Here is a 24,291-nt window from a genome sequence, read left to right on the forward strand (position 1 = left end):
GTTTGACTGAAGCGATACTTGCTTATTGACGGATGACTAATCGGATTACCAGATCAAAGCGTCCAAGGAATAAGCGCCTGCGCCCGTTAATGCGACACCTATAGCAATGGCAATCAGAACAAGATTATATTCATAACCGTTCGCAGTCGCCCATAAGCCGTTGCTGCCGTGCACCTTCGCGATCGCGACGAGCATCGTTGCGACGATGAATGCGGCGGCGAGCGGCGTCAGCAGTCCCGCTGCGAACAGCAAACCGCCGGTCAGCTCCAGCAATCCGGCCACGACAGCCATCGCGACGCCCGGCTTCACGCCGATCGATTCCAGCCAGCTCCCCGTCCCCTTCGGTCCATAGCCGCCGAACCAGCCGAACAGCTTTTGCGCCCCATGCCCGACGAACAACAAACCGATTACCAAACGAACGATCAACAATCCAAGTGCCAAACTCATTTTAAACTCCTCCAATTTATTAATATTTTATTTAAAGAATCTCTAATTTAAGATATTTGTCATGCGTAACTGCTTCGCCGTCTTTGGAGGCGGAGCTTACGTTTCGCGGTGAAACATAAAAAGCGGCTTTTCTTCTCCGCTATGATCGGCTACTTAAAGTGCTCCTGCGCGTGCTTGCCCAGCTTCTTGAGCAGGACGCTCGCCAGCTGCTTCTCTTCGGATGACAATCCCGCTACCGCCTCCCCGATCGCGGCTTCGTGACTCGGGAACACGTCCTCGATGAACTTCGCGCCCTGCTCGGTCAGCTCCGCGTAGATGAGCCGCCGGTCCTCCGTCGAAGCTCTGCGCCGCACCATGTGCTTCTTCTCCAGCTTATCCACGACGTACGTAATGTTGCCGCTGCTCATGAGCACTTTCCCGCCGATTTGCTGAAGCGGCTGCGGTCCCTTATGATACAGCAGCTCCAAGACGCCGAACTCCGTCCGGTTCAGCCCCATCCGCCGAATGTCCCGGTCCGCATGCGCGTTCACCCATTGGCTCGCCCTGGACAGCGCGATGAACAGCTGCAGAGCATCGTTCGCTTTCGCATCCGCCATCTCAGCTTCCCTCCTTCCCTCGCTCGCATTTATCTTTAAGTTAATTATCTTGATTTAAAGATAAATCAATTTCATGCTATTGTCAATATGTTTTATCAAAATTATTTTGCGCCCGGCCGTTTCGATTTATGCCGGACGGTTGCATCCGGTTATCGGTTCGTTCAAAATCGGAGGAAAGGAGGCGAAATGAACATGCTTCATATCGTAAACGGCGACGTCGTCGCCGAGAAGCTGAAGGCGGGAGGCGTACCGGGCGACGTTCTCCCGTGGCGGGAAATTTATTCGGAAGGCCCCGTCTTCCTTCGGCCCGAGCTGCCGGAGCATCGAGCGGCCAGAGGCCGGTATTTGGAGCAGGCCCTTGGCATTCCGGTGCGGGAGTGGCAGCTTGGCTCGGAGGCGCAGGAGCGGCGGCTCGCGGACTTCCGCCGGCATGGCGACGTCGTGCTCTGGTTCGAGCACGACTTGTTCGATCAAGCGATGCTCGCTTATTTGCTCCATTGGTTCGCAGGGCAAGATCTGCGCGGCACGAGGCTGCACCTGCTTGGCATCGGCGAATATCCGGGCATGGCGCTCTTCCGCGGGCTGGGCGAGCTATCCGCCGGGCAATTGGCCGGACTTGCGGGAACTTGGAGCGAGATTGGGGAACGGCAGCTGCAGCTCGGGAGGAAAGCTTGGGAGGCGTACGCATCGCGAACGCCGCAGCCTCTGGCCGCGCTGCTTCCCAAGGATACGTCGGCGCTCGCCTTTCTGCATGACGCGTTCCTGCTCCATCTTCGCCGCTTCCCTTCGGTACATAACGGGCTTGGCATCGTCGAGCAGACGACGCTGGAGCTGCTTCAAGCGGGCGTCGACCGGACGCTGGAGCTGTTCCGGCGCACCGGCGACCGGCTGAACGGACTCGGACTCGGCGACATCCAATACTGGCGCGTCCTGCGCCTGCTGGCGGAGGCCGAGCATCCGATGCTCATCGTCGAAGGGGACGGCCGCTTCCCTGGGCTACACGACGCGCCCGGCGATTTCCTCACCCGCCGCGTGCGGCTGACGCCGCTTGGGGCGAAGCTGGCGAGCGGGGAAGCCGACTGGATCGCGCTTAACGGAATCGACCGGTGGTACGGAGGCGTCCATCTTCAGGGACGATCGCCTATATGGCGGTGGGATGAAGCGCAGGGGGTGATTGCGAGGGCGTAAGCGACCATGACGTCGGGGTCAGGCGAGGCAGGAGCTTGCGTGAACTAGCCGGCATGAAAGCCGTCAGTTTCAAAAATTGAAATAACTTAATTAAGTTGAACGTAAGTTAAGGTGCTAATTTCAAATATTGAAACTACAACAGGAAAGTGAACGGGTTTGCTCGCAAATGGTCCGGATTAATTTCAATTCTCGAAACTATCGCGCATCATTCCCCCATTCGAACGAGTATTTACTTCAAATTTTGAAACTAAAACTGCCATCGTCGCGCATCAGCCCACCGCAGCTGCCGATCGATTCCGCTTCGTACGTATCGAATCGCTCCCGAACGACAAAAGGAAGCGGCAGCCGGAAGCATCCCGCATGCATCTCCGACTGCCGCTATCGACCTGTCAAGCGCGGCTCAAGTACAGATCCGCTCTTTGTTGCTCTTGCCCGCTGCCGCGCCTTTGAGAGCCAAGGCCTCCTCCCACCACTTGGAGGTCGGATAGACCGTATCGCCGAGCGGAACGGGCTCCCCGATTCTCGGCGTCAGCACCGTCGCGCCGAGACGCGCCGCGGCCGCCAGGGCGCGTTCAACCGGATCCGTCCAGTCGTGCATCGCGAGCGTGAAGGCGCCCCAGTGGATCGGGATCATCAGGCTGCCGCGCACGTCCAGATGAGCCTGCACCGTTTCCTCCGGCATCATATGAATATTCGCCCATCTCGGATCGTATTGGCCGCATTCCATCAGCGTCAGGTCGAACGGACCGTACTTGTCGCCGATGTCCTTGAAGTGCGGCCCGTAGCCGCTGTCGCCGCTGAAGAACACCTTCGCCTCCCGCCCCTCGATGACCCATGAGCACCATAGCGTCGCGTCGCGGTCGTTCAGGCTTCTGCCCGAAAAATGCCTCGCCGGCGCGCAGGCCAGCTTCAGCCCCTCGTATTCGAATTCGTCCCACCAGTCGTGCTCCTCGATCGCCGCGGGATCGACGCCCCATCTCTCCAAATGCGGACCGACGCCGAGCGGAACGATGAATCGCCTTACTTTATTCTTCAATCTGACGATCGACCCGTAATCGAGATGGTCGTAATGATCGTGCGAGATGAGCGCGGCATCGATGACCGGCAGCTCGTCGAGCTCGAACGGCAGCCGGTCGCTGAATCGCTTCCCGCCAACGAATGGAAACGGCGAAGGCGCGCTGCCGAACATCGGATCAAGCAGCAGCGTCTTGCCGTCCAGCCGGAGCATGGACGCCGAATGGCCGAACCACGTGACGCTCGGCTGCTTGGCGGGCGCGAGGTCGTTCCCGCTCAACTTCTTCGTCTGCAGCGGCTTTGCCGGCCTCGAAGCCGGATTGCCTTTGACGAACTGAACGAGAATTTCCAGCTTCTCCTTCGTCGTGCTGTCCATCGAAGTCGGAATCGCGTTAACGAATTTGCTCCCCGCATACTGCTTCGAGCGGCGAAGCCGCAGGCGCCTCTCCTCGGACGGCCCCGCCCCGAACGCCGGATAATAACGCAGCACCAAAAAGACGACAATAACAAACGCGGCTATAATCCCTGCTAGAATAAACATCCGTCATCCCCCTCTTACTTGCTGCTCGGTCGTTTCTTAACTTTTTAACCGATAGTGATGTATACGCCTCAACCTCCGCCAAGGTTGTGTGAATTTTTCGTTAAATCGACAGGCCGCTCTCCAGGCTCCGCCTGCAGCCCCACTTCGAAAACGGAGCCCTCGCCCAGACGGCTGTCGACTTCGATGCGCCCATGGTGAAGCTCGACGATCTTCTTCACGATCGACAAGCCGAGTCCGCTTCCTTCCACCGTTCGAGTACGCTGCTTGTCTCCCTTGTAGAACCGCTCGAATATGCGCTGCCTATCGTCCTTCGCGATTCCGATCCCCGTATCCTCGATGCGTACCTTGATCTCATCGCCGTCCCGGCGCAGCAGCACCTTCACGCTCCCGCGGAGAGGGGTGAACTTGATCGCGTTATGGATCAAATTGACCCATACCTGGCCGAGCAGCTCTTCGTTCGCCGTTATATCCGTCTCCGGCAGCTCGAGCTCCAGCTCCAGCTCCTTCTCCAGCCACTGCGGCTCGCTCGCGAGCACGATGCCCTCGAGCTGCAGATCGAGCCGGTACCGCCTCGCGTCCAGCTGCTCCTGCCCCGATTCCAGCGTCGTCAGCTTAAGCAGGTTATCGCTTATTTTGGACAGCCGGGACGTCTCCTTCTCGATAATCGACAAATAGCGATTCCGTTCCTCCGGACTTAGATCGTCGCGCTGCAGCGTGCTCGCGAAGCCGCGGATCGACGTGAGCGGCGATTGGATTTCATGCGAGACGTTCGAGATAAACTCCTGGCGGAGCATTTCCATCTGCTTCAGCTCCCGGGTCATTTCGTTGATCGATTGCACGAATGCGCCGAATTGCCCGTGCATCTTGTTGTCCCGGTCGAGAACGACGCTGAAATCGCCCTTGGCGATTTTTCTCATCGCGCCGATCAATTCCTGCCAGAGCGCCTTCTGCTTCGGATGGGCAAGAGCCATTACGATCGCAAAGATCAGCAGCAGGATGAAGATGCCCAAATACCAATTGACGAACTGGACCGCGTAATCCGGCCAGTCCACCTCGTGCCGCTTGTAGTACCAGCGCGACAGCCAATAGCCGATCGAGAAGGCGCAGCCGCTTGCCGCCAGCATCGTCAAGACGGAACCCGTCCTGCGCAGCATAATGGCCGGTTTCGTCAACTTCCGCCTCATTTCACGGCCTCCAGCCGGTAGCCGAGCCCCCGGATCGTGCTGATCCTGACCGCGGCGTCCCAGGCGGCGAACCGCTCGCGCAGCCGGTTCACATGCACGTCGAGCGTCCGCTCGTTGCCGTCGAAATCATAGCCCCAGATCGCCTCGATCAGCTGGTTCCTCGTCAGTGTCCGGCCGATATTGCCCGCGAGCATGAACAGCAGCTCGAATTCCTTCGGCGGCAGCGGCTGCTGCTCCCCGCGGACCTTCACCTCGTACGTCTGCCGGTCCAAATGCAGCTCCCCCGCCGTCACCTGCCGGGAAGCCGCGATCCGGTACCGCTTCATCAGCGCGCGCACCCGGACGGTCAGCTCCGCCGGATCGAACGGCTTCACCAGGTAATCGTCCGTGCCCAGGTTGAAGCCGCGCACCTTGTCGCCCATTTCGCCCTTGGCCGTCAGCATGAGCAGCGGAATGTCATAGCTTCTGCGCAGCTCCCTGCACAGTTCCCAGCCGTCCATGTTCGGCATCATAATATCGAGGATGACCATATCCGCGGGAGAAGCCTCCATAAGCGCAAGCGCCGCCGCGCCGTCTTCCGCCTCCTGCACGATCAGCCCTTCCTTCTGCAAAATAACGCGGACCAGCTCCCGGATATGCGGATCGTCGTCGACAACTAGCACATAGCCCATATTTATTGCTCCCTCGCTTCCTGACGAACCGGCGTTACGCGGACTTGTTCATCCGCAGCTGTCCGTTCGCGAATTCCCTGTACATCGCGTGGCTCGCGTACAGCTGCTCGTGCGTGCCGACGCCTGTAATGACGCCCTTCTCCATGAAGACGATCGAATCGGCATCGACGACCGTCGACAGCCGGTGGGCAATGACGACCGTCGTTCGGCCGACCATCAAGTTTTTGAGGGCGTCCTGCACGACTTCCTCCGACTTGCTGTCCAGATTCGACGTCGCTTCGTCCAGCATCAGGAGCTGCGGATCGCGCAGCAGCGCCCTGGCGATCGCGATCCGCTGCCTCTGGCCGCCGGACAGCTTAATGCCCCGCTCCCCGACCTCGGTATCGTAGCCGTCCGGCAGCTCCTCGATGAAGCCGTCCGCATAAGCCATGCGCGCGGCCTGCTCCATCTCCGCGCGGCTGGCCTCCCGGTCCAGGCCATAACATAGATTTTGTTTAATTGTTCCCGCGATGATCGGGCTTTCCTGCGACACGTAGCCGATCTGTCTGCGCCACGAACGGAGCGACGCGTCGCGAATGTCCATCGCGCCCAGCTTGATCGAACCGGACGTCGGGTCGTAGAACCGCTCGAGCAGCGAGAACAGCGTCGTCTTGCCGCTGCCGCTCGGACCGACGAGCGCGGTAACCTTGCCCGCTTCGATCGTCATGCTGACGTCCTTCAAGATCGGCTCATCCGGCTTGTACGCGAACGATACGCGCTCCACCTTCAGCGTCTGGCCGATCTCTTTCACCGCGAGTCCCTTGTCCTGCGCTTCCTCTTCCGACTCCATAATCCCAATTATACTCTCCGTCGCGCCCATCGCCTTCTGAAATTGGGTAAAAAATTGCGAAATTTGCGTGATCGGCAGCATGATTTGGAACAGGTACATCATAAAAGCGACCAGCTCACCGGCCGTCATCGCGCCGGACGATACCTGCACCCCGCCGAACCCGATCAGGCTGACGAGCAGCAGCAGCACGATAAACGTGACGATCGGCGAAATCAAAGCATGCATCCGCGCCTCCTTCAGGCCGAAGCGGAACAGGTTCCGGATGCCGGTCTGCCCCTGCTCGAATTCCGCCGGCTCGGAGCCCGACGCCTTCACGAGCCGGATCTCCGATACGACCCGGTTCACGACCGAGGCGAAGCGGGCGTTCTCCTCCTGCGTCGACATGGACACCTTGTACATGCCGCGGCCGATCGGCACCATGACCAGGGCCGCGACCGGGAATACGATCAGCATCAGAAGCGTCATCTGCCAGTTCATGTAGAAGAGGATGCCGAGCGCCCCGATAATCGATAAAATGCCGTTAAAAAAGCCGGTCGTATGCTCCGTGATGAGGCTTTTCAAAACGACCGTATCGTTCGTCAGCCGGCTGATCGTATCGCCCGACGATTTGTTGTCGTAATACGGCACCGGCAGCTTCAGCAGCTTGCTCCAAAGCCGCTCTCGTATGGACGAGACGATCTTGTTGCCGCCGTAATGCAGCAGGTAGACCGATACGCCGCCGGAGACGACCTGCGCGATGAAAGCGACCGCCAGCCAGGCGATCTGTCCCGAGCCGAGCGAGCCGAACGAAAAGCCGTTGACGAGGTTTTTGGTGAAGAGCGGTATCGTCAGGCTGACGAGCGTCGTCACGACGCTCAGCGCCGCCGCGACGGCCAGCAGCGCCTTGGGCGGGTCGGTTTCCATCATAAGCCCGACGAAGCGGCGGACTTTGCTGTTTTTAGTTGTCATTATGCTTCACTCCCCTATCTCTATTCTCTCATCCACGTTCCTTACTGTACGTTGTCAGTTTAAACGGAATTTAAACGGCTTGCCGTTTTTCGCAAAAAAGGGGTTGCTTCTGACACAGCGTCAGGAATTATAGTAGGGGTACCGGTAAATAAAACACGCGCGAAACGAGGGGATGGTCATTCGGAAGCAAGGCTGGAAAATCGGGGAATTGGCGGCGAGCACCGGACTTACGGTCCGGGCGCTGCATCATTACGATCAGAAGGGGCTGCTGCGTCCTTCGGCCCATACCGAGGCGGGGCATCGGCTTTATTCGGAGCGGGATATCGCGAAGCTGCAGCAGATCGTATCGCTTAAGCAGCTCGGCTTCGCCTTGGACGAGATCAAACGTTTCATGGAAAGCCCGCGGTTCGATCCGGAAGAGGTCATCCGGCTGCAGCTGGAGAAGCTGAACGAGCATATTCGTCTGCAGGAGGAGCTTCGAGGCCGATTGCTGCATCTGCAGCAGCTGCTGAAGGAGAACCATAATGTAACGACGGAGCAATTTATCAAAACGATCGAGGTGATTACGATGAGCGCGGAAAACTATTTTACGCCGGAGCAATTGAAAGCAATCGAGAACATTCAAAGCCGGATTAGCCCTGAAAGGCAGCGGCAGTACGAGCAGGACTGGACGAGGCTGCTTGCCGGGCTGCAAAGCAAGCTGGACGAGGGAGTGCCGGCCGGCGACCCGGAAGTCGCAGCTTTGGCGAGGAGCTGGAAAGAAATTTTCGACGTATTCGGCGGCGGCGATGCCGGCATCGTGGCGTCTGCGGAGCGGTTCCATACCGATCATCCCGGCAGCTCGCTCCAATTCGGCTTGAACGCCGAGCTGTACCGCTATATCCATGAAGCGCTGTCGCCATAACGGTGGCGGCTCGGTTCAAGGGGCCGTTCCCGGGCTTATCTGCGGAGCGGCCCCTTTCCCGTTCGCGGGCCGATACGGAAACTCTCCAGCCTGTTTAGGTCATACAGGAAAAATTCTCCACAGTATTCGAAGCAAATACGCTAAAATAGGAATACAAAGCAAAGCGTACGCTTTCGAAGCGGGTTTGCCGCGCAAACCTTAGCGTACGCTTTCGAAGCAGGTTTGCTGCGCAAACCTTAGCGTACGCTTTCGAAGCAGGTTTGCTGCGCAAACCTTAGCGTATGCTTTCGAGGCGGGTTTGCTGCGCAAACCTTAGTGTACGCTTTCGAAGCAGGTTTGCTGCGCAAACCTTAGGAGGAACGAGAAATGAACGAAAAGAAAGCGGTCATCGGCATTGACGGCGGCGGAACGCATACCCGCGTCCTCGTATGCGACACGGATGGGAACGCGCTGGCCTACGTCGAACGAGGGTCGGCTTCGTTTCATAAGGACGAACGCGCGGCACAGAATGTGCGCGAAGCAATACGCGAGGCGCTTAGCCAGGCAGGCTGCGCGGCCGGGCAAGCGATCGGACTTGCCGCCGGCATTGCGGGGTACGATCAACCGTCCGATCTGGACTGGATTCGGCCGTCCACGGAGCTGCCCGGTCTTGCCTGCCCGAAATGGCATGTCAACGACGCCGTATCCGCGCATGCAGGCGCCTTGCTGGGCGAGCCCGGCATCGTCGTCATTGCGGGAACCGGCTCCATTATCGTAGGCGTAACGTTGGACGGGGAGGTCGTGCGCAATTACGATTTTCACCACTACGCCGCCAGCGCTGCCCGGTTCCTTGCCTATGACGCGGTATACGAGACGCTTGCCGGCAACGCCGACGAGTCCGACGCCGAGCTTGTCCAATCGATGCTCGGCCACTGGAACGTTCGCTCGCTTAGCGAGCTCGGAGACGTCGCCAAGCGCGGCTTTCATCCGGACCGCCGGGAGCGGGACAAGCATTTCGGCGATTTCGCCCCGATCCTTACCCGTGCCGCCGAGCAAGGCAGCTCGACGGCCAGGCGCGTCTGCGACCGGGCGATCCTGCAGACGAAGGTCGGGATCGAGCTTATCGCCCCCTCGCTCGGCGGAGGCGACATTCCGGTCGCGTTCATCGGCAGTGTCGCGAACAGCCCTTATTTCTACCGGACTTTGCGCGCGCAGCTCGATAAGAGCGGCAACAACGGCCGCTTCGCCGTCGCGGAGCCGGCCTTCCCGCCGGTCGTCGGCTCGGTCCTGCTCGCGATGAAGCATTTGGGCCTGCCGATCGGCGAAGCCTTCCTTGACAATATTCGGAACGGAGCCGACTACTCTGCGTGATTGGCGCCAACATCCGTTTTCTGCTTGTTTTTGTTCGTCTCGCCCGATCGATGTACGAGACGCCCGACATGATCGAGCCGCACAAGCTGCTTGCCGAGCATGCCGCCCGCATCGATGCGGGCAACCTTCGCACGACGTTGAACAAGCGGCTGTCACCCATCAATGTCGCAAATTTGCCCGAAGCCCATCGATTGGTCGAATCGGGCCGCATGATCGGCAAGGTCGTTGTCGAATCCTTCGAGCGAGACGGGCAAAATAGAGAAAAGCCCCTTTTCGGGGCTTTTCTGCATGATGATACGAATCCGGGAAATGTCGAGCGACGAGCGACGACTCCGCAATTCCGAAATAAGCTGCTGGCAGGCGACGAGGAAACGGTATAGGATCAATAACTGAAACTAAGTCACCCTCAAACCAGCCATTTTGAAATATAGTTTCAAATATTGAAATAAATCTGCTCGCCAACAAGCTCGTCCATCGCTATCTTGCCCTTTATTTTCAAAAACTGAAACTAAATCCCTCTTTATCCCAACAACACGAGAGTCAGTTTCAAATATTTAAACCAATCTGCTCCCAACAAGGTCTCGCTGGCCGCCTACAACGCGGGCAACTAAGCTCCCCAAAAAACGCTACTCGTCCGCCGGATACCGAAGTCCCCATTGCCGCCGGATCTCGTCGAGCGTCGCCATGATGTCCAGCGTTTCCCGGAGCGGCATGACGGAGCTCTCCAACCGGCCCTCGCGCAAGCAGGCCATCGCTTCCTCCGCCTCGAACGCGTACCCTTTCGACTGGCGGTCGTCCTCGAACTTGACCGGTTCTTCCTGCGCGACGTGAAGGGAGGCCGATTTGCCGAACAGGAAATTCGGAACGTGGATATGCCCCTTCGTCCCGTAAATATAGGCATCGCTCACCATGCCGAGCTGAACGGCTCCGTTCAGCGCCGCCGCGCGTCCGCCTTCGTATTCGAACAGAAGGGAGAACTGCTCGTCCACGCCCGTCTCGCCGATCCTCGCGCTGCTCATGATTTTGGACGGCTGCCCGCCGAAGATCATCGAGGCGAACGATACCGGATAAATGCCCGCGTCCAGCAGCGCGCCTCCGCCAAGCGCCGGATCCAGCAAGCGGCTTTGCGGCTGCCAGCCGATGTTGAAGCCGAAGTCGGCCTTCAACAGCCGCACCTCTCCGATTCGTCCCTCGGCGATCCATTCCCGAACTTTGACGATCGGCGGCAAATACCGCGTCCACATCGCCTCCATCAGGAAAACTTTGTTTTCGCCCGCCGCTTCGATCATTTCCTTCGCTTCCGCCGCGTTCATGCAGAACGGCTTCTCGCAGAGGACGGCTTTGCCCGCGCGAAGCATGGCCAGCACATTGTCCTTATGCGCGGGATGCAGCGTTCCGACATAGACGATATCGACGTCTTCGTCCCCCGCAAGCTGATCGACCGAGCCGTAAGCCCTCGGTATGTTATATTCCTTGGCGAAGCGCTCCGCCTTCTCCAGGTTCCGTCCTCCGACGGCGATCAGCTCCGCCCCTTCGGCATAGGCCAAATCTTTGGCGAACGTGGACGAAATTCCGCCCGGTCCGAGAATTGCCCATTTGATCGTTTGCTTCGACATGCACTTCTCCACTCCTTTGACTTGGACATCGTTACCATTTTTCATTATATCGGACATCCTTTGCGGAGTGAAGCGTCACCGCCTTATAGGCCCATAAAAGCTTTGGCCATCTCCATATCCGCTTCCTTCCCGGTCATCAGCGCGAATTTGGCCACCATCGCGGGATACGCGGCCCATTGCTCGGCGATATGCTCATGCATGGTCGGCCATACCCGGCCGCCCGCCTTCTCGTAACGCTTGAGCAAATCCCGCAGCCCCTCCTCGCCGAACAAGGCGTAGAAAATGACGAAATCTTTGCCCGGATCGCCGACCTCCGCTTCCGTCCAGTCCTGGAAGCCCGTCACCCGGCGATGCTCGTCGATCAGAATATGCGGCGGATGCATATCGCCATGGTTAAGAACGCTATAGTCCGGCCAGTAGGAGCCGCGCGCCAGCCAAGTCGTCCATCTCTGCAGCAGCTCGGCCGGCACGGCGAAATGCTGCTTCACCTCTTCGATCACGTCCGCGAACGCCTGGCGCGCCTCCAACGGACTTTTCACGCGAAGCCCCGCCTCGGCCGCCTTCCCGTGATCGATGCGGTGCAGCGCCGCCAGCGCTTCGGCGAACGAGTCGAAGAATGCTTCCGGCAGCGAATGCTGCTCGTACAGCCAGGCATATCCGCCCGCGGCCGGATCGACGGTGGCAACCGGCTTGCCGCCGAGCAGCGGGTAAGCGATCAGCTCCGGCGTAAAGATTCGCCAGTCCGGCGCGTCGATCGGCAGCTGCTCCCGCACGAGCTTCAGCACTTTATATTCGTTCTCCGCTCGCTCCAGCACGTCGGCGCGTCTCGGCTTGCGGAGCACCCAGCGCGCCCCGCCGGCGTCCTTCGCGAACGCCACCAGGAAGTCCATGCCCGACTCGTTGATGTCGAGGCTGTCCTCCTCAATCCGCAAGCCGCCGGCCGCCGCGGCGGTCAGCAATTGTTGTTTCACGCTCGTATATTCGTTCGGTTGTAAAGTTGTCATTTGGCATCCGCTCCTTCAAATTAGACAAAATAAAAAACACAGACGCTGCCGCCCGTGTTCGTCGCAATCGGATTATCGGAAACCCAAAGAATCGTATGCCTATAGGCTATGGATTAACGAAACAAACCATCCGCCCATCGGCGTGATGTCCGTTACGTTACCATTCTTACTAGCCATACAGGGGGTATCCGCGGATAGACATACGTATCCCGATTGCTCCGCGCACAAGCAGAGCGATGAGCAAGCCGCAATTAGACGCGGGCCTTTCTCAATCGGGAAAAATCTACCACACGTAACCCCTCCGTTCGAATAAAGTAACCCCAGTGTAGCAGATACCTTCGCCCTCGACAACGCTTTTTCGGAATAACGGCTTGACCTTAACGCCGCGTCAACCTTTACGATAAAGGCGATTACGCGAATGATCAGGAGGAAGCCGACATGCCAGACCATCAAACCATCTATCAAGAAGAAGCCGAGCGGTATCACCGGCTTATCGCGAAGCAGCCCGATCTGGGCGAAGCGATTGAAGAGCTATTCCCCCCCGCAGGGCTCGACGTCGTCGATCTGGGAGCCGGCTCGGGCAGGCTGACGGTCCCTCTGGCGGCGAAAGCGAAATCGATTATCGCGCTCGACGCATCCGAAGCGATGCTCGAAGTAAATGCCGCCAGACTGCGGCACGCCGGCTGCACGAATTGGAGCACGAAGGTCGCCGACCACCGCAGCCTGCCGCTCGCGGACCGAAGCGCGGACCTCATCGTCTCCGGCTGGAGCATCGGCTACTTGGGGGATTCCAGAACCCGCGGCTGGGAACAAAACATTCGCCGGGTCATCGGCGAAATCAAGCGGGTGCTTCGCCCGGGCGGCGCCGCCCTCGTCTTCGAAACGATGGGGACCGGCCATGAAACGCCTCATCCGCCCGATTTTCTGCAACAATATTACGCGGCGCTCGAGAAGGAATACGGCTTCTCGTACCAATGGATCCGCATGGATTATCGCTTTGAGAGCGCCGGCGAGGCGGAGGAGCTTATCCGCTTCTTCTTCGGCGACGAGTTGGCGGACGAAGTCGCGAAGCGGAGGCTGTCCGTCGTGCCCGAATGCGCGGGCGTCTGGCGGCTGCGGCTGTAATCGGCCGCCTTCCCTATCCCTAACGGGCAGCAAAAGCCCCCTGACAACGGCAGGTCAGGGGGCTTGTCATCCTTATCCGGCTATGCCGCGAAGGCTTGTCTCCGCCTCCTTGATCCGGTCGAGGCTGGCGCGGTTGTTCTGCAGCAGGTTGTCCAGCGTCGCGGACAGCTGCTCGAGCGTCGCGGATGCTTCCTCGCTGATGGACGCGAGATTGGACGTGGAATCCGCGATGACCCCGGAGGAGCCGCCGATCTTGTGCATCAGGCCGCTGTACCCGGACGTAAGCGCGTTAAGCTGCGCGACCGAATCCGTAATGGACTCGAACGATTGCTTCGTCTGCTCTGTGATCGCGCCGCTCTCCTGCGTGCGGGCAGCCGCTTCGTTCAGCTTGCCGCGGGTCGACTCGGACTGCCGGGCGAACTCCTCCAGCTGTTCCGTAATGCGCGCCGCGGCCAGCGAGGTCATGTCCGCCAGCTTCCGGATCTCGGCGGCCACGACGGCGAAGCCTTTGCCGTGTTCGCCGGCGCGCGCCGCTTCGATGCTGGCGTTGAGCGCCAGCAGATTCGTCTGATTCGCGATATCGCTGATCGTCACGCTGAATTGGCTCGTCTCCGCAAGCCGGTCGATCAGCTGCGACGTCTCTTCCGTAACCGACTCGATGTCCTTCGCGAAGCCCGCATTCGTCTCCGACAGCCTGTTCATCTTGCTCCTGCCCTCGTCCGCCAGCCGGGCCGCTTCTCCGGTTTTGCCCAGCAGCTCCTCGATCGAGCTCGTCATCTCGCCGACGAGCACGTTCATCTCTTGGATGGAATCGCTGATTGCCAGCGTCGAATCCACTTGGTCCGAAGCGCCCCGGGAAATTTCCTGGAACGCGATGTTCATCTCGACGAAGGCGAAGTTATTGTCCTCGCCTGCCTGCGTGACGCCGCCAAGATGCGCGGACACCTCCGCTACATTGTCCAGCACGGCCTTCTTCTGCTCCGCCTGCTGCGCGGACAGCCGCTCGGCTTGATCCCGCGAAGCCTCCATGCTGCCTATGAGGCGCGACGATACGTAGATTAGCCCGATCAGCAGCGCCGCGATCAGGACGTACAGGATCACGAAGGTCGGAATCGCGCTTTCGTCCAGCTTTAGCTGCTCCTGCTGCCCGATCAGAATGTACAGCAGCTGGGCGAATCCGATAACGAGTCCGAGAATGAGCGACCACAGCCGCATGAATATGACGCAAATGACGAGCATATAGAAAATCGAAAACGTATTGGCTACGCTCGGGGATTGAAGAATGGAGGAGACCGAGCTGACGGCCGTGCCGAGAACGGCAATGTAGCCGATGGATTGAATCAGCTTCCGGGAATAGTGAAAGAACGCGTACAGTCCCGTCAATGCAAGCTGCAGCCCGATGACCGTATACGCGCTGCCGTCGGTATTGCCCTTCCCGAGAAAAGCGATCATGCTCATCAAAGTTACGGCCAGCGTGAAAACGTTGGCGAACATGACGACGGAATTGCGCCGCACCATGTCCCGGTCCCTAGCGGATAGAAGCTTGTCCCTCTCTTTGGCAGCCGTTCGGATGTTCCTGTAAATGTTCGTCATGCCTGTCACCCATCCCCTTATGTAATCGCTTACTACTCCCTGCTTCCAGGGTACTACCCGATGGCCGCGCAATTTAAGGTGATCGCTGCCGAAATAGGTCGGATACCTCTTTTATCGGGAAATTCGTCCTGGTTTTGTAGAGGCAATTCCGAGGGCGGTACTACAAAAAGAGAGTACTAGTTTGCGGTGGGAACGGTCACTATAATACAGACATACCAACCAAGAAAGGCATGTGAACGCGATGGTCCGATTAAATGTGGCGCGCGTCGGATTTCTGATGGGCGTCTCCTTATTGCTTGCGTCCGTCATTTACTTTTTTGCGGCGAATTGGGACGGCTTCGGACGGGCCGACAAAATCCTTTGCTCCGCCGGCATCCTCGTGCTGTTCTACGGGGCGTCTTATTTTTTCTCGAAAATGAAAATCATGCTGGGCCACCACTCGTTCCTGTCGGCCAGCTTTCTCGTCGGCGGCTGCGTCTCCTTCGGAGCGGCCGTCGCGCTTCTGCACCAAATCTACCACTCCCAGGTGGATACGTACGAGCTGTTCCTCGTCTGGTCCGTGCCGGCGCTGCTGTTTGCCGTCATTACGCGCAGCGGGGCCTTCTACATCCTGGCCTTCGCGCTTGGGCATATGACGATTTGGCAATATTTCTTTCCATCTTCACTGTATATCCGGCATACCGATTGGCATATGCTCCTGATCGGCTGCCTGTTCGCCTTGCTCAATCTCGTCCTGCTCGCGCTGACGGAGACGAAGGCACTGAAGTCCGCTCCCTTGAAGGTGCTGAGCTTCCTTGTCCTGCATGTCTCTCTGCTTGTGCTCGCGAACTATTTCGAGCCGGCCCCGTACAACGTTTGGACCAATATCGCCGCCCTAGCGGGGATCGCGGCGGGGTTTTACTACTACATCCGCGTACGATTGGACAAAACGATGCTCACTTTGCTTGCGCTTGCGGCTTCCGCCTACGCCGTATCGAAATTCATCAAGCTCATGGCGGAGCATTTGTCGACGGCTTTCTTCGTCTGCGGCCTTCTCTTCGTGGCTTTGCTGCTCGCGGGGAACGTCATGTTCTTCCGGTATTTGAACCGGCTGGGGCATAGCGGGGATAACGCCGGGGAAGAAGCGGTGAAGGAGCCTGCCGCGCCCGGCAAGAAGGAGGCGGTCGGCAGCATCGTATCCATGATCGTGACCGTTATCGGCATTCTGATCGGCAGCATATCCCTCATCGGACTTGTCGTGATGGCTTCGGGGGACGCCGACCCTCAATATACGTTATTCGTCCTTGGGGTTCTGTTCGTCATCCCGGCCCTCTGGCTCCGAACAATAAATCCCGTCGTTCGCTATACGCTGCTGACGATCGGCTACGCGGTCGGCATCGTCGCCGTCATCTGGATCGATTCGGCCGGCCTGTCGCTGCTGTTCCTCTTCGTGACGGCCGCCGGATGGTTCCGGCTGCAGGGACGCGCCCAGCATCTCCTCACCTATTCGCTGATCAACCTGAATGCCGCGATCGTGCTGTTCCAGCTCATGGACCGAATCGAGCACACGCCAACTTATATCGTATTTGCTCTCGCGGTGCTGAACGCGGTCGTCCTTGCCTGCCGGTTCCTGCTCCGGGACGGCCCTTCAAGGCGGCATTTGTGGGAGGGCGGACTGTTCTACGCGCTGTTGTTCCTGTTCTGGCTGACGTTCATGGAAAATATTTATCCGCATTCGAATTTGTTGTTCAACTGGTTCAACTTCATCGCGGTAACCGGGCTGGCCTTCCTGTTCGTCCGGCGCGGCGAAGCTTACGGGACGACGCTCGGCCTGACGTTCTGGTTCGCGTTCGTCGCCTTCAAATATTACGATCTGCTATGGTCGCTGCTGCACAAATCGATCACGCTCGCGGTGCTGGGCCTTCTCTTCATCGCGATCACGTACGCGTTCGCCTACCGGGCGCGGGCGGGCGCGCCGGAGGAGGCGGGCCGTTCCCGTTTCATGCCGCGCAGAAGCCCGGTCCTCATCGCCGTCGTCGTGGCGCTGCAGCTCGGCTACGTCGGCTATCAAGCGGCGGCAAGCGAGTCTCTGCTCACGGGCGGCACCGAGATCAAGCTGCGGATCGAACCGGTCGACCCGAGATCGATGCTTCAGGGCGATTACATGACGCTCCGCTACGCTATCTCTACGCCGCCGCAGGCGATTGCGGCCGAGCTGGAATCCCGGCCGGGCCTAAGCCGGATCAAGGTCGTGCTTCGTCCGGACGCCTCGGGGGCGTACGTCTTCGACCGGCTGTACAAGGACGGCGAGAAGCTGGCGGACGGCGAAATCATGATCAAAGGCAAGGCGAGCGGCTGGCAAACCGTCTATTACGGCATCGAAACGTATTTCGTTCCGGAAGGCACCGGCCGGGACGCTGAGCGGAATGCCAAGTACGCCTACGTCAGGGTGAACGGACGCGGCGACGCGATGCTGGAGCGCATCGGCGGGGAATGATCCCTTTCCCTAATTCGCCAGCCTTCTAAGCTCGGGATATTCCTCCAAATAACCGTTGCGCGCAAGCTCGGAGAGCGCCTTCCGGATGCTGTGCTCGTCTTCGCCGGATTGGTCGGACAGCATGAGCAGCTCGTCGATCGTAATATTGCGGTGCTGCTTGCAATAGGTCAGCAGGCCTTTGGCGGCCCAGGACAGGCGGTCGTCCTGGAATTCGCCGATCATTTTGCGGAACAGCTTATGCGGAATGAGCTGTTCGTCGACGAGCTCCTGCATCGCCTTGATCGCCTGCTTCGTCGTCATGCGGCCTTTCTTGGCCACTTCGGACAGCGACAGCGACGCGGTATCCGATGTGTGCGAGCTAAGCACGATGTAAGTCATCTGCGAATAAATGTCCAGGTTCGGCTTAAAAAAGATTTCCGTCGATATCGTAAAGTTGCGCAATTGGGTTTGCGCGGCATCCGTCGTCATCGAATCGTTCTCCCTTCCGAATGGGTTGTATCAGTATAATCATTCGTAGAGGAAGATCCGGTTCGGACTTTATGAGAGATTTATAATGATGCATGAAACGCGGAGTGGCGTCCCCGCGGCCCGAATCGGCCGGCAGGGACGCCACTCTCTCTTACGCCCTAGGCGTTGCGGTCGGCATATTCGGCCATCGCGCCTTGCATGAACTTGGCCAGGCCTTCGCCGAATTGATCGATGTTCTTCGTGAAGCGGCCGTCGTCGACGTACATTTGGCCAAGACCGCGGAACGCTTCGAGCGAATAGCTGCCCATCCGGTTCAGAAAGTCGTACCATTCCTTGATTGCGGCCTGCGCCTCGTCCGAAGCCGGCGATTCGTGCCGCAGCGAAGCCAGCTTCCGGTAGATGCCGTTCATCTCCTCCGCCATCTCCGCCTGCTCCTGCGCGGACAGCTTCCCGAGCTTCGCGTTCGACCGGTCGACCGCTTCGTCGCCCCAGCGCTCGCGCGCCTCCCGTTCGTATGGATTGCTGCTGAAATCAAAGCCTTCGAATTTTTGCTTGTTCGTCATATGAATTTCTCCCTTCGCGTGCCGGATCGTCAATTCGATCGTTTGGATCATCCGGTCGAGCTGGCTCCGCTTGTCGAGCAGCATTCGCCGGTGCATCTCAAGCGCCTCCTCGTGGTCAAAGGAAGGATTGTCGACGATCTCCTTAATTTTTTTCAACGGGAAGCCGAGCTCGCGGAAAAATAAAATTTGCTGCAGCATCTGAAGGTTGTCGTCCGAATAGAGACGGTAGCCGGCGTCCGTCTGCCCCCCGGGCTTCAGCAGTCCGATCTCGTCGTAATGATGCAGCGTGCGCACGCTGATGCCGACCAGATCGGCCACTTCCTTTACTTTCATGGCGGTTCGCCTCCCTTGGCTTTTACTTTAAGGTATCACGTTACGTGAGGGTCAATAGGCGATTTATTTTTCCATTCAAGCCCGTCCGCATCGCCGTTTTCAAAAAAGGCCAATCCGGTCGCTTGAACCGAATTAGCCTTCAACTTCGCCTTCATCCACCTCCGTACCGGTACGCCGCCAGATCGACGCGCCCGTCCCGATCTACCTCGACGCCCTCGCCGTTCAAATAAAGCGTCTGCATGAACCGTCCTTCCCCGTCCTTGATCGCGATCTCGCCTTTCGCGTTGACGACCCTGTGCCAAGGCAGCTTGTGCGCCTCGCTCATCGAGTGAAGAATCCGCACCACCTGCCTGGCCCCCCTGCGGCTTCCCGCTTGCTCCGCGATCTGCCCGTAAGTCATGACATAACCTTCCGGTATCGATCTGATGATGTCGATCACCCTCTTCGTAAACGGCTGCATATCCCGCGTTCTCTCCTTCCGCTGGCGTTCGTTGTTCCCTTACCTTATCAAAAAAAGCCGGGACAAGACAGCCCGCAAGCCGAATAGGAGCTGCGCACGCCTGCGCATACTAGGAAAACAGCCGTTTCATCGTCCCCGATGCTCGGCGATTTACAAAGTCGGCGGAATTTTTTCGTTTTTTTTTCGAAAAGTTTGAAAAAAGTTTTTCACTTTTGCTCCAAACGATGTAGAATAGAGGCAAAGGGTTTGAAACCGATTAGGTCATACACGCTAACGCCGTATCCCTCCACCGCAGTCACAAGTCGAAAGAAAATAACGGTCCCTTTTTTTCGATTACTTTGTGAAAAGTGTAACAATGTTCTGAGGTGTGGCCTACCTCATTAGCGGCCTGACATGATTGACTCCAAACTTACCTTCAAAACTTACGCAAAGGGGGACATTCTCTAATGTCACAACTATCTACCGAGCAAGTAGCAGTAAGCATAGCGGAAGAAAAGCAGTCATTAGACGTTCTTGACCAGTTAATGAAGCCGGAGGTTCAACAGTCCTTGACGGTTCTGGTCGATAACCTGCCGAAGCTGGCCGAGATGGTCACGATGATGACGAAAGCTTACGATTTCGCTTACGGCATCGCGACCGATAAAGTGTTGATCAATGATTTCGCCCAAGGGATCGGCGAATTCGTGAAGCCGGTTCAAGAGAAGGCCAAGGGCCTTGCGACGGCGGCGATGGAAGCCGGCGAACGCTCGCACGAAGCGGAAGCGGCCGGCGCGACGGTCGGCTTGTTCGCCATGCTCAAGATGCTCAAGGATCCGGAAGTGCAACGTACGCTTCGCTTCGCGCAAGCTTTCCTGAACGTGCTCGCCGAGCGGAGAAATGAAAAGGCATAATACGCTTAACGCATAGAACGAACGGAGGATGAACATGTCGAAGCAAATTTTAATTCTAGGCGCCGGCTACGGCGGCATTCTGACCGCCCTTACGGCCCGCCAGCATCTGTCGGCCTCGGAAGCGGGCATTACGCTCGTTAACCGGTTTCCAACCCACCAGATCATTACCGAGCTTCACCGCCTTGCGGGCGGCACCGTTGCCGAAGGAGCCGTCGCGCTTCCGCTGAACAAGCTGCTGCGCGACAAAAACGTGAATGTCGTCGTCGATACGGTTAAGGAAATTAAGCCGGACGAGAAGGTCGTCGTCATGGAAAGCGGCCAAGTGCAGCGCTACCACGCGCTGGTCGTTGCCCTCGGCAGCGAAACGAATTATTTCGGCATCCCGGGCCTCGAAGAGAACAGCCTCGTGCTGAAGTCGGTTGCGGACGCGAACCGCATCCGCGCGCATGTCGAAGCGAAGCTCGACGCGTACAAGGCGTCCGGCAACAAAGCCGACGCGACGATCGTCGTCGGCGGCGGCGGTCTCACCGGCGTCGAGCTGGTCGGCGAATTCGCGGACAAACTGCCCGAGGTTTGCCGCAGCAAAGGCATCGACTTTGCCGACGTATCGCTGTACTGCGTAGAGGCAGGTCCTGCCGTACTGCCGATCTTCCCGAAAAACCTGATCGAGCGCGCCGTAGAGAGCCTCGAGAAGCGCGGAGTGACGTTCATTACCGGCGTGGCCATTACCGAAGCGACCAAAAATACGGTATCGCTGAAGGACGGCAACACGATCGAAGCGAGCACGATTATTTGGACGGGCGGCGTCAAGGGCAATCCGGTCGTCGGCAGCAGCGGTCTGGCCGAGGACCGCGGACGCGCGACGGTAACGCCTACGCTGCAATCGACGTCGCATCCTGACGTCTTCCTCGCCGGCGACTGCGCGGTCGTCTTCCCTGAAGGCGGCGAGCGTCCATATCCTCCGACGGCCCAGCTGGCTTGGCAAATGGGCGAGACGGTCGGCTACAACGTATCCGTCCTGTTCAAAGGCGGCGTCATGGACAAATTCAATCCGGTGTTTTCCGGAACGCTGGGCAGCCTGGGCCGCAAAGACGCGGTCGGCACGATCGGCGGCAACAATACGCAGCTGAAAGGCCTTCCGGCTACCCTGATGAAGGAAGCGAGCAACATTCGCTACCTGTCGCATATCAACGGTTTGTTCACGCTGGTTCATTAATCAGTAAGGAAAGAAGGAGGGGCATGCACGCCCCTCCTTCTTTTTTTGTGACGACTCAGAGCGACTTGCCGAGCGGCGTCGGCATGCCGTCGATCGTGCGGCTGTTTTTCTCCTGCCTATACTGCCTCAAGCCTTCCTCGCCCTTCTGAACGGACCATCGCTGCAGCGTATCCCGCTCCCCTTCGTAAGCCATGAACGGCACCGCGAAGCCGCATGAGGTCTGCACCAAATGGACGTCGATATCGATGATCTGCCTCGCGCCCGGCAGCGAGACGAATCGCGGATATAACGCATCCCACTCCGGCGTATCCGGCAGCACGACCGTACCGGTGCCGTAGAGACGCAAAATGTTCGGAGGACCCTCGAAGGCGCAGAACATGACGGTGATTCTTCCGTTCTCGTCCACATGCGCGCTCGTCTCGTTCCCGCTCCCGGTCATGTCCAAGTAAGCGACGCGGTTCGGCGACAATATCCTTAACGCGTCGTGTCCCTTGGGCGATACGTTCACATGCCCTTCGGCGGTCAACGGCGCCGACGCTACGAAAAAAATATGCTGCCGGCCGATAAAGGCCTCGTGCTCCGGCAGAATCGCTTCAAATTGCTTCCCCATCGAATCTTCACCCCGTCTTGTTCGATTGAACGATAATGGTTATACTTATTCGACTAATTTTGGAAAAGCCCTCCATGCCGTTCGTTTCCGACTACCCACGGGGACTATGGCGTCCGCCCCCGCCCGACCGTCTGCCGGTGCGTTTCTCCCCATGCATCCATCAGGTCGAATATCGGATCGAGCGTATGGCCATAATCGGTAATGTTATATTCCACCCTTGGGGGCGTTTCCGGATAGACCTCGCGATGAATGATGCCGTCCTGCTCCAGCTCCTTCAGCTGCTGGGACAGCATTTTCTGGGAAATACCCGGAATCGACCGGCGAAGCTCGTTATAGCGGATGCTTCCTTGGTTGACATGCCACATAATGAGCATTTTCCATTTGCCGCCAATGACGCCGATCGTTGCCGCCACGTTCTCATAGCATTCATAATCATGCTCGAATCGGCTTGCCGCCTGCTCATTGGTCATATTATCCACCCTTTCGTTCATTCGTTGCCGCGGCCCCGCATGGCGAAAATCTAACTTCAAAGTAACTACCCAACTTAAAAGTGCCTTCTTGCTGCCCGTTCGAAACGGCTTTATTCTTCGAGTATAACCAATCTGCAATTAAGGAGGCCAATCCAATGAATCAATCGTTAGCAGGGAAAACCGCAATCGTAACCGGAGCGTCGCGCGGCATCGGCCGCGTGCTTGCCCAGCGGCTCGCTTCGCAAGGGGCCAAGGTCGCCGTCAACTATTACAGCAACCGGGATCAAGCCGAAGAGATCGCCGAGCAGATTAGCCGCACGAACGGTCAAGCCGTCGCCGTCCAGGCCGACGTCTCGAAGGTGGGCGATATCCGGAAGCTGTTCGAGGAGACGGCCGGCCATTTCGGCGGGATCGATATTCTGATCAACAACGCGGGACTCGGCATCATGAAGCCGGTTGAAGCGATTACGGAGGAGGATTTCGACCGCGTGTTCAACCTGAATGTGAAAGGCTCTTACTTCGCCAGCCAACTGGCGGCCGACTATATGAAGGAAGACGGATCCATCGTCAATTTCTCCACCTCCGTCATCGGCTTGATGCTGCCGGCCTACAGCCTGTACGCAGCGTCGAAGGGAGCCGTCGAGCAGTTCACCCGGCATTTGGCCAAGGAGCTCGCCCCCAGAGGGATTCGGATTAACGCCGTCGCGCCAGGCCCGATTCAGACGGAATTTTTTATGGCCGGGAAGTCGGAGGAGCTTATCGAGCGCTTCAAGCAAATGAACGCGTTCAACCGGCTGGGCGAGCCCGAGGACGTCGCCGGCGTCGTCCAGTTTCTGCTGAGCGAGGAAGCCGGGTGGATCACCGGGCAGACGCTGCGCGTCAACGGCGGGATGGTCTAAGCCGCTTCTCGCGGCGGGTTGACTTCCGTATCGGCAGGTGATATGGTGGCGTAATACCCATTTCCATGGAATGGGTCTTATCCAATAGGGGTGTTCGCTATGAACGTATCGATTTACGAACAATTTATCGAAAATGCCAAGGCGCGGTTACGGGAGGACGGCCGATTCGTCGCCCTGCTGGCGGGCGGCTCCATGAAGGAAGGGACGATGGACCGGTTCAGCGATCTGGATCTCGTATTGGCGTACGATGTCCGGTATCGGGATGCCGTCATGGCGGATCGGATCGGCATTGCCGAATCGCTCGGCAGCTTGTTGTCCGGCTTCACGGGCGAGCATGTCGGCGAGCCGCGCCTGATCATCTGTCTGTACGGTCCTCCGGCGCTTCATGTCGATCTTAAATTCGTCACCTTATCGGAGCTCGAGAGCCGCGTCGAAAACCCGCTTGTTTTATGGGAAAAGGAATCTGCCGTAACGCAAATCTTCGAGCGAACCGCGCCGGCTTGGCCCGAGCTCGACATCCATTGGATCGAAGACCGCTTCTGGGTTTGGGTGCATTACGGCGCGACGAAGCTGGGGCGCGGCGAGCTATATGAGCTGATCGACTGCGTCTCTTTCATGCGAAGGTCGGTGCTCGGCCCGATGATCGCGACGCTTCACCGCCGGCCGATAAACGGCGTCCGCAAGCTGGAAATGTTAGAGGGCCCCGAGATCGAGCAGCTCGAACGGACAGTCCCGGTCCATGACGTGCGCAGCTGCTACGACGCGCTCCAGACGACCATTAATTTATATAAAAACTTGCGCGCCCGCTTCTCAGAAGCGAAGCCGAACCTTGCGGCCGAAGCGGTCTCTACCGCTTATCTCGAGGAAGTCTATTCCGCTTACCGGGAGTAAGACGC

24 protein-coding genes are annotated in these 24,291 nt (G+C 58.3%); 10 read left to right on the forward strand and 14 right to left on the reverse strand.

Annotated elements, in window-relative coordinates; all coding sequences use genetic code 11:
* Window positions 1–45: 45 nt before the first annotated feature.
* Together IDH41_RS16810 and IDH41_RS16815 are read right to left on the reverse strand one after the other, a co-directional pair.
* Window positions 46–447 carry a DoxX family protein gene (locus tag IDH41_RS16810; RefSeq protein WP_190863018.1) on the reverse strand — a complete coding sequence of 134 codons (402 nt, stop codon included), beginning with the start codon at window positions 445–447 and terminating at the stop codon, window positions 46–48.
* Window positions 448–596: 149 nt separating this feature from the next.
* Window positions 597–1,043, reverse strand: a complete 447-nt coding sequence (locus tag IDH41_RS16815) for a MarR family winged helix-turn-helix transcriptional regulator (protein ID WP_190863020.1) — start codon at window positions 1,041–1,043, stop codon at window positions 597–599.
* Between the two features lie 192 nt (window positions 1,044–1,235).
* Between IDH41_RS16815 and IDH41_RS16820 the strand changes: the two genes are divergently transcribed.
* Window positions 1,236–2,231, forward strand: a complete 996-nt coding sequence (locus IDH41_RS16820; RefSeq protein ID WP_190863022.1) for a DUF1835 domain-containing protein — start codon at window positions 1,236–1,238, stop codon at window positions 2,229–2,231.
* Between the two features lie 400 nt (window positions 2,232–2,631).
* Here IDH41_RS16820 and IDH41_RS16825 read toward each other — a convergent pair whose 3' ends face one another.
* The 4 genes from IDH41_RS16825 to IDH41_RS16840 form a co-directional block, all read right to left on the reverse strand.
* Window positions 2,632–3,621: an MBL fold metallo-hydrolase gene (locus IDH41_RS16825; protein ID WP_397328133.1), complete on the reverse strand. Its 990-nt coding sequence runs from the start codon at window positions 3,619–3,621 to the stop codon at window positions 2,632–2,634.
* A gap of 233 nt (window positions 3,622–3,854) precedes the next feature.
* Complete coding sequence (locus tag IDH41_RS16830) at window positions 3,855–4,970, reverse strand: sensor histidine kinase (RefSeq protein WP_190863026.1); 1,116 nt, start codon at window positions 4,968–4,970, stop codon at window positions 3,855–3,857.
* Complete coding sequence (locus IDH41_RS16835; RefSeq protein WP_190863028.1) at window positions 4,967–5,641, reverse strand: response regulator transcription factor; 675 nt, start codon at window positions 5,639–5,641, stop codon at window positions 4,967–4,969. The genes IDH41_RS16830 and IDH41_RS16835 overlap by 4 nt, the downstream gene beginning before the upstream one ends.
* A gap of 34 nt (window positions 5,642–5,675) precedes the next feature.
* Window positions 5,676–7,418 carry an ABC transporter ATP-binding protein gene (locus IDH41_RS16840; protein WP_190863030.1) on the reverse strand — a complete coding sequence of 581 codons (1,743 nt, stop codon included), beginning with the start codon at window positions 7,416–7,418 and terminating at the stop codon, window positions 5,676–5,678.
* A gap of 172 nt (window positions 7,419–7,590) precedes the next feature.
* Between IDH41_RS16840 and IDH41_RS16845 the strand changes: the two genes are divergently transcribed.
* The 3 genes from IDH41_RS16845 to IDH41_RS16855 all read left to right on the forward strand — a co-directional run bounded on the left by IDH41_RS16845 (window position 7,591) and on the right by IDH41_RS16855 (window position 10,052).
* On the forward strand, window positions 7,591–8,322 hold the full coding sequence (locus tag IDH41_RS16845; protein ID WP_190863032.1) for a MerR family transcriptional regulator: 732 nt from the start codon (window positions 7,591–7,593) through the stop codon (window positions 8,320–8,322).
* Window positions 8,323–8,688: 366 nt separating this feature from the next.
* Window positions 8,689–9,672, forward strand: a complete 984-nt coding sequence (locus IDH41_RS16850; protein WP_190863034.1) for a BadF/BadG/BcrA/BcrD ATPase family protein — start codon at window positions 8,689–8,691, stop codon at window positions 9,670–9,672.
* Window positions 9,669–10,052: a zinc-binding dehydrogenase gene (locus IDH41_RS16855; RefSeq protein ID WP_317890765.1), complete on the forward strand. Its 384-nt coding sequence runs from the start codon at window positions 9,669–9,671 to the stop codon at window positions 10,050–10,052. The genes IDH41_RS16850 and IDH41_RS16855 overlap by 4 nt, the downstream gene beginning before the upstream one ends.
* Window positions 10,053–10,298: 246 nt before the next feature.
* On the opposite strand, the gene IDH41_RS16860 is transcribed toward IDH41_RS16855, so the two are convergent.
* Both IDH41_RS16860 and IDH41_RS16865 read right to left on the reverse strand, forming a co-directional pair.
* Window positions 10,299–11,288: a Gfo/Idh/MocA family protein gene (locus tag IDH41_RS16860; protein WP_190863036.1), complete on the reverse strand. Its 990-nt coding sequence runs from the start codon at window positions 11,286–11,288 to the stop codon at window positions 10,299–10,301.
* An 83-nt stretch (window positions 11,289–11,371) separates the two neighbouring features.
* The gene (locus IDH41_RS16865; protein WP_190863038.1) at window positions 11,372–12,292 is read right to left on the reverse strand and encodes a macrolide 2'-phosphotransferase; all 921 of its coding nucleotides are present in this window, start codon (window positions 12,290–12,292) and stop codon (window positions 11,372–11,374) included.
* 438 nt (window positions 12,293–12,730) lie between these two features.
* Here IDH41_RS16865 and IDH41_RS16870 point away from each other — a divergent pair, with 438 nt between their 5' ends.
* Window positions 12,731–13,417, forward strand: a complete 687-nt coding sequence (locus IDH41_RS16870; protein ID WP_190863039.1) for a class I SAM-dependent methyltransferase — start codon at window positions 12,731–12,733, stop codon at window positions 13,415–13,417.
* Between the two features lie 72 nt (window positions 13,418–13,489).
* Here the strand turns inward: IDH41_RS16870 and IDH41_RS16875 are convergent, their stop codons facing one another.
* Window positions 13,490–15,010, reverse strand: coding sequence for a methyl-accepting chemotaxis protein (locus IDH41_RS16875; RefSeq protein WP_190863041.1), 1,521 nt, complete (start codon window positions 15,008–15,010; stop codon window positions 13,490–13,492).
* A 241-nt stretch (window positions 15,011–15,251) separates the two neighbouring features.
* On the opposite strand from IDH41_RS16875, the gene IDH41_RS32160 reads away from it, so the two are divergent.
* The gene (locus IDH41_RS32160; RefSeq protein WP_190863043.1) at window positions 15,252–17,486 is read left to right on the forward strand and encodes a GDYXXLXY domain-containing protein; all 2,235 of its coding nucleotides are present in this window, start codon (window positions 15,252–15,254) and stop codon (window positions 17,484–17,486) included.
* Window positions 17,487–17,495: 9 nt separating this feature from the next.
* Here the strand turns inward: IDH41_RS32160 and IDH41_RS16885 are convergent, their stop codons facing one another.
* The 3 genes from IDH41_RS16885 to IDH41_RS16895 all read right to left on the reverse strand — a co-directional run bounded on the left by IDH41_RS16885 (window position 17,496) and on the right by IDH41_RS16895 (window position 19,310).
* The gene (locus IDH41_RS16885; protein WP_190863045.1) at window positions 17,496–17,954 is read right to left on the reverse strand and encodes a hypothetical protein; all 459 of its coding nucleotides are present in this window, start codon (window positions 17,952–17,954) and stop codon (window positions 17,496–17,498) included.
* Window positions 17,955–18,112: 158 nt separating this feature from the next.
* Window positions 18,113–18,850: a MerR family transcriptional regulator gene (locus IDH41_RS16890; protein WP_190863047.1), complete on the reverse strand. Its 738-nt coding sequence runs from the start codon at window positions 18,848–18,850 to the stop codon at window positions 18,113–18,115.
* A gap of 151 nt (window positions 18,851–19,001) precedes the next feature.
* On the reverse strand, window positions 19,002–19,310 hold the full coding sequence (locus IDH41_RS16895) for an MGMT family protein (RefSeq protein WP_190863049.1): 309 nt from the start codon (window positions 19,308–19,310) through the stop codon (window positions 19,002–19,004).
* Between the two features lie 446 nt (window positions 19,311–19,756).
* Between IDH41_RS16895 and IDH41_RS16900 the strand changes: the two genes are divergently transcribed.
* Entirely contained in the window at window positions 19,757–20,200 is a 444-nt protein-coding gene (locus IDH41_RS16900; protein WP_190863051.1) for a DUF1641 domain-containing protein, read from the forward strand.
* A 34-nt stretch (window positions 20,201–20,234) separates the two neighbouring features.
* Entirely contained in the window at window positions 20,235–21,416 is a 1,182-nt protein-coding gene (locus tag IDH41_RS16905; protein ID WP_190863054.1) for an NAD(P)/FAD-dependent oxidoreductase, read from the forward strand.
* 55 nt (window positions 21,417–21,471) lie between these two features.
* Here the strand turns inward: IDH41_RS16905 and IDH41_RS16910 are convergent, their stop codons facing one another.
* Both IDH41_RS16910 and IDH41_RS16915 read right to left on the reverse strand, forming a co-directional pair.
* On the reverse strand, window positions 21,472–22,026 hold the full coding sequence (locus tag IDH41_RS16910; protein ID WP_190863056.1) for a pyridoxamine 5'-phosphate oxidase family protein: 555 nt from the start codon (window positions 22,024–22,026) through the stop codon (window positions 21,472–21,474).
* 104 nt (window positions 22,027–22,130) lie between these two features.
* Entirely contained in the window at window positions 22,131–22,496 is a 366-nt protein-coding gene (locus IDH41_RS16915; RefSeq protein WP_190863259.1) for a winged helix-turn-helix transcriptional regulator, read from the reverse strand.
* A gap of 155 nt (window positions 22,497–22,651) precedes the next feature.
* Here IDH41_RS16915 and IDH41_RS16920 point away from each other — a divergent pair, with 155 nt between their 5' ends.
* Window positions 22,652–23,395 (forward strand): SDR family oxidoreductase, encoded by a 744-nt coding sequence (locus IDH41_RS16920; protein WP_190863058.1) that lies wholly within the window; start codon window positions 22,652–22,654, stop codon window positions 23,393–23,395.
* Between the two features lie 99 nt (window positions 23,396–23,494).
* Entirely contained in the window at window positions 23,495–24,286 is a 792-nt protein-coding gene (locus tag IDH41_RS16925) for an oxalate:formate antiporter (protein WP_190863060.1), read from the forward strand.
* Window positions 24,287–24,291 lie beyond the last annotated feature (5 nt).

The sequence above is a fragment of the Paenibacillus arenilitoris genome (assembly GCF_014705655.1).
Lineage (GTDB): Bacteria > Bacillota > Bacilli > Paenibacillales > Paenibacillaceae > Pristimantibacillus > Pristimantibacillus arenilitoris.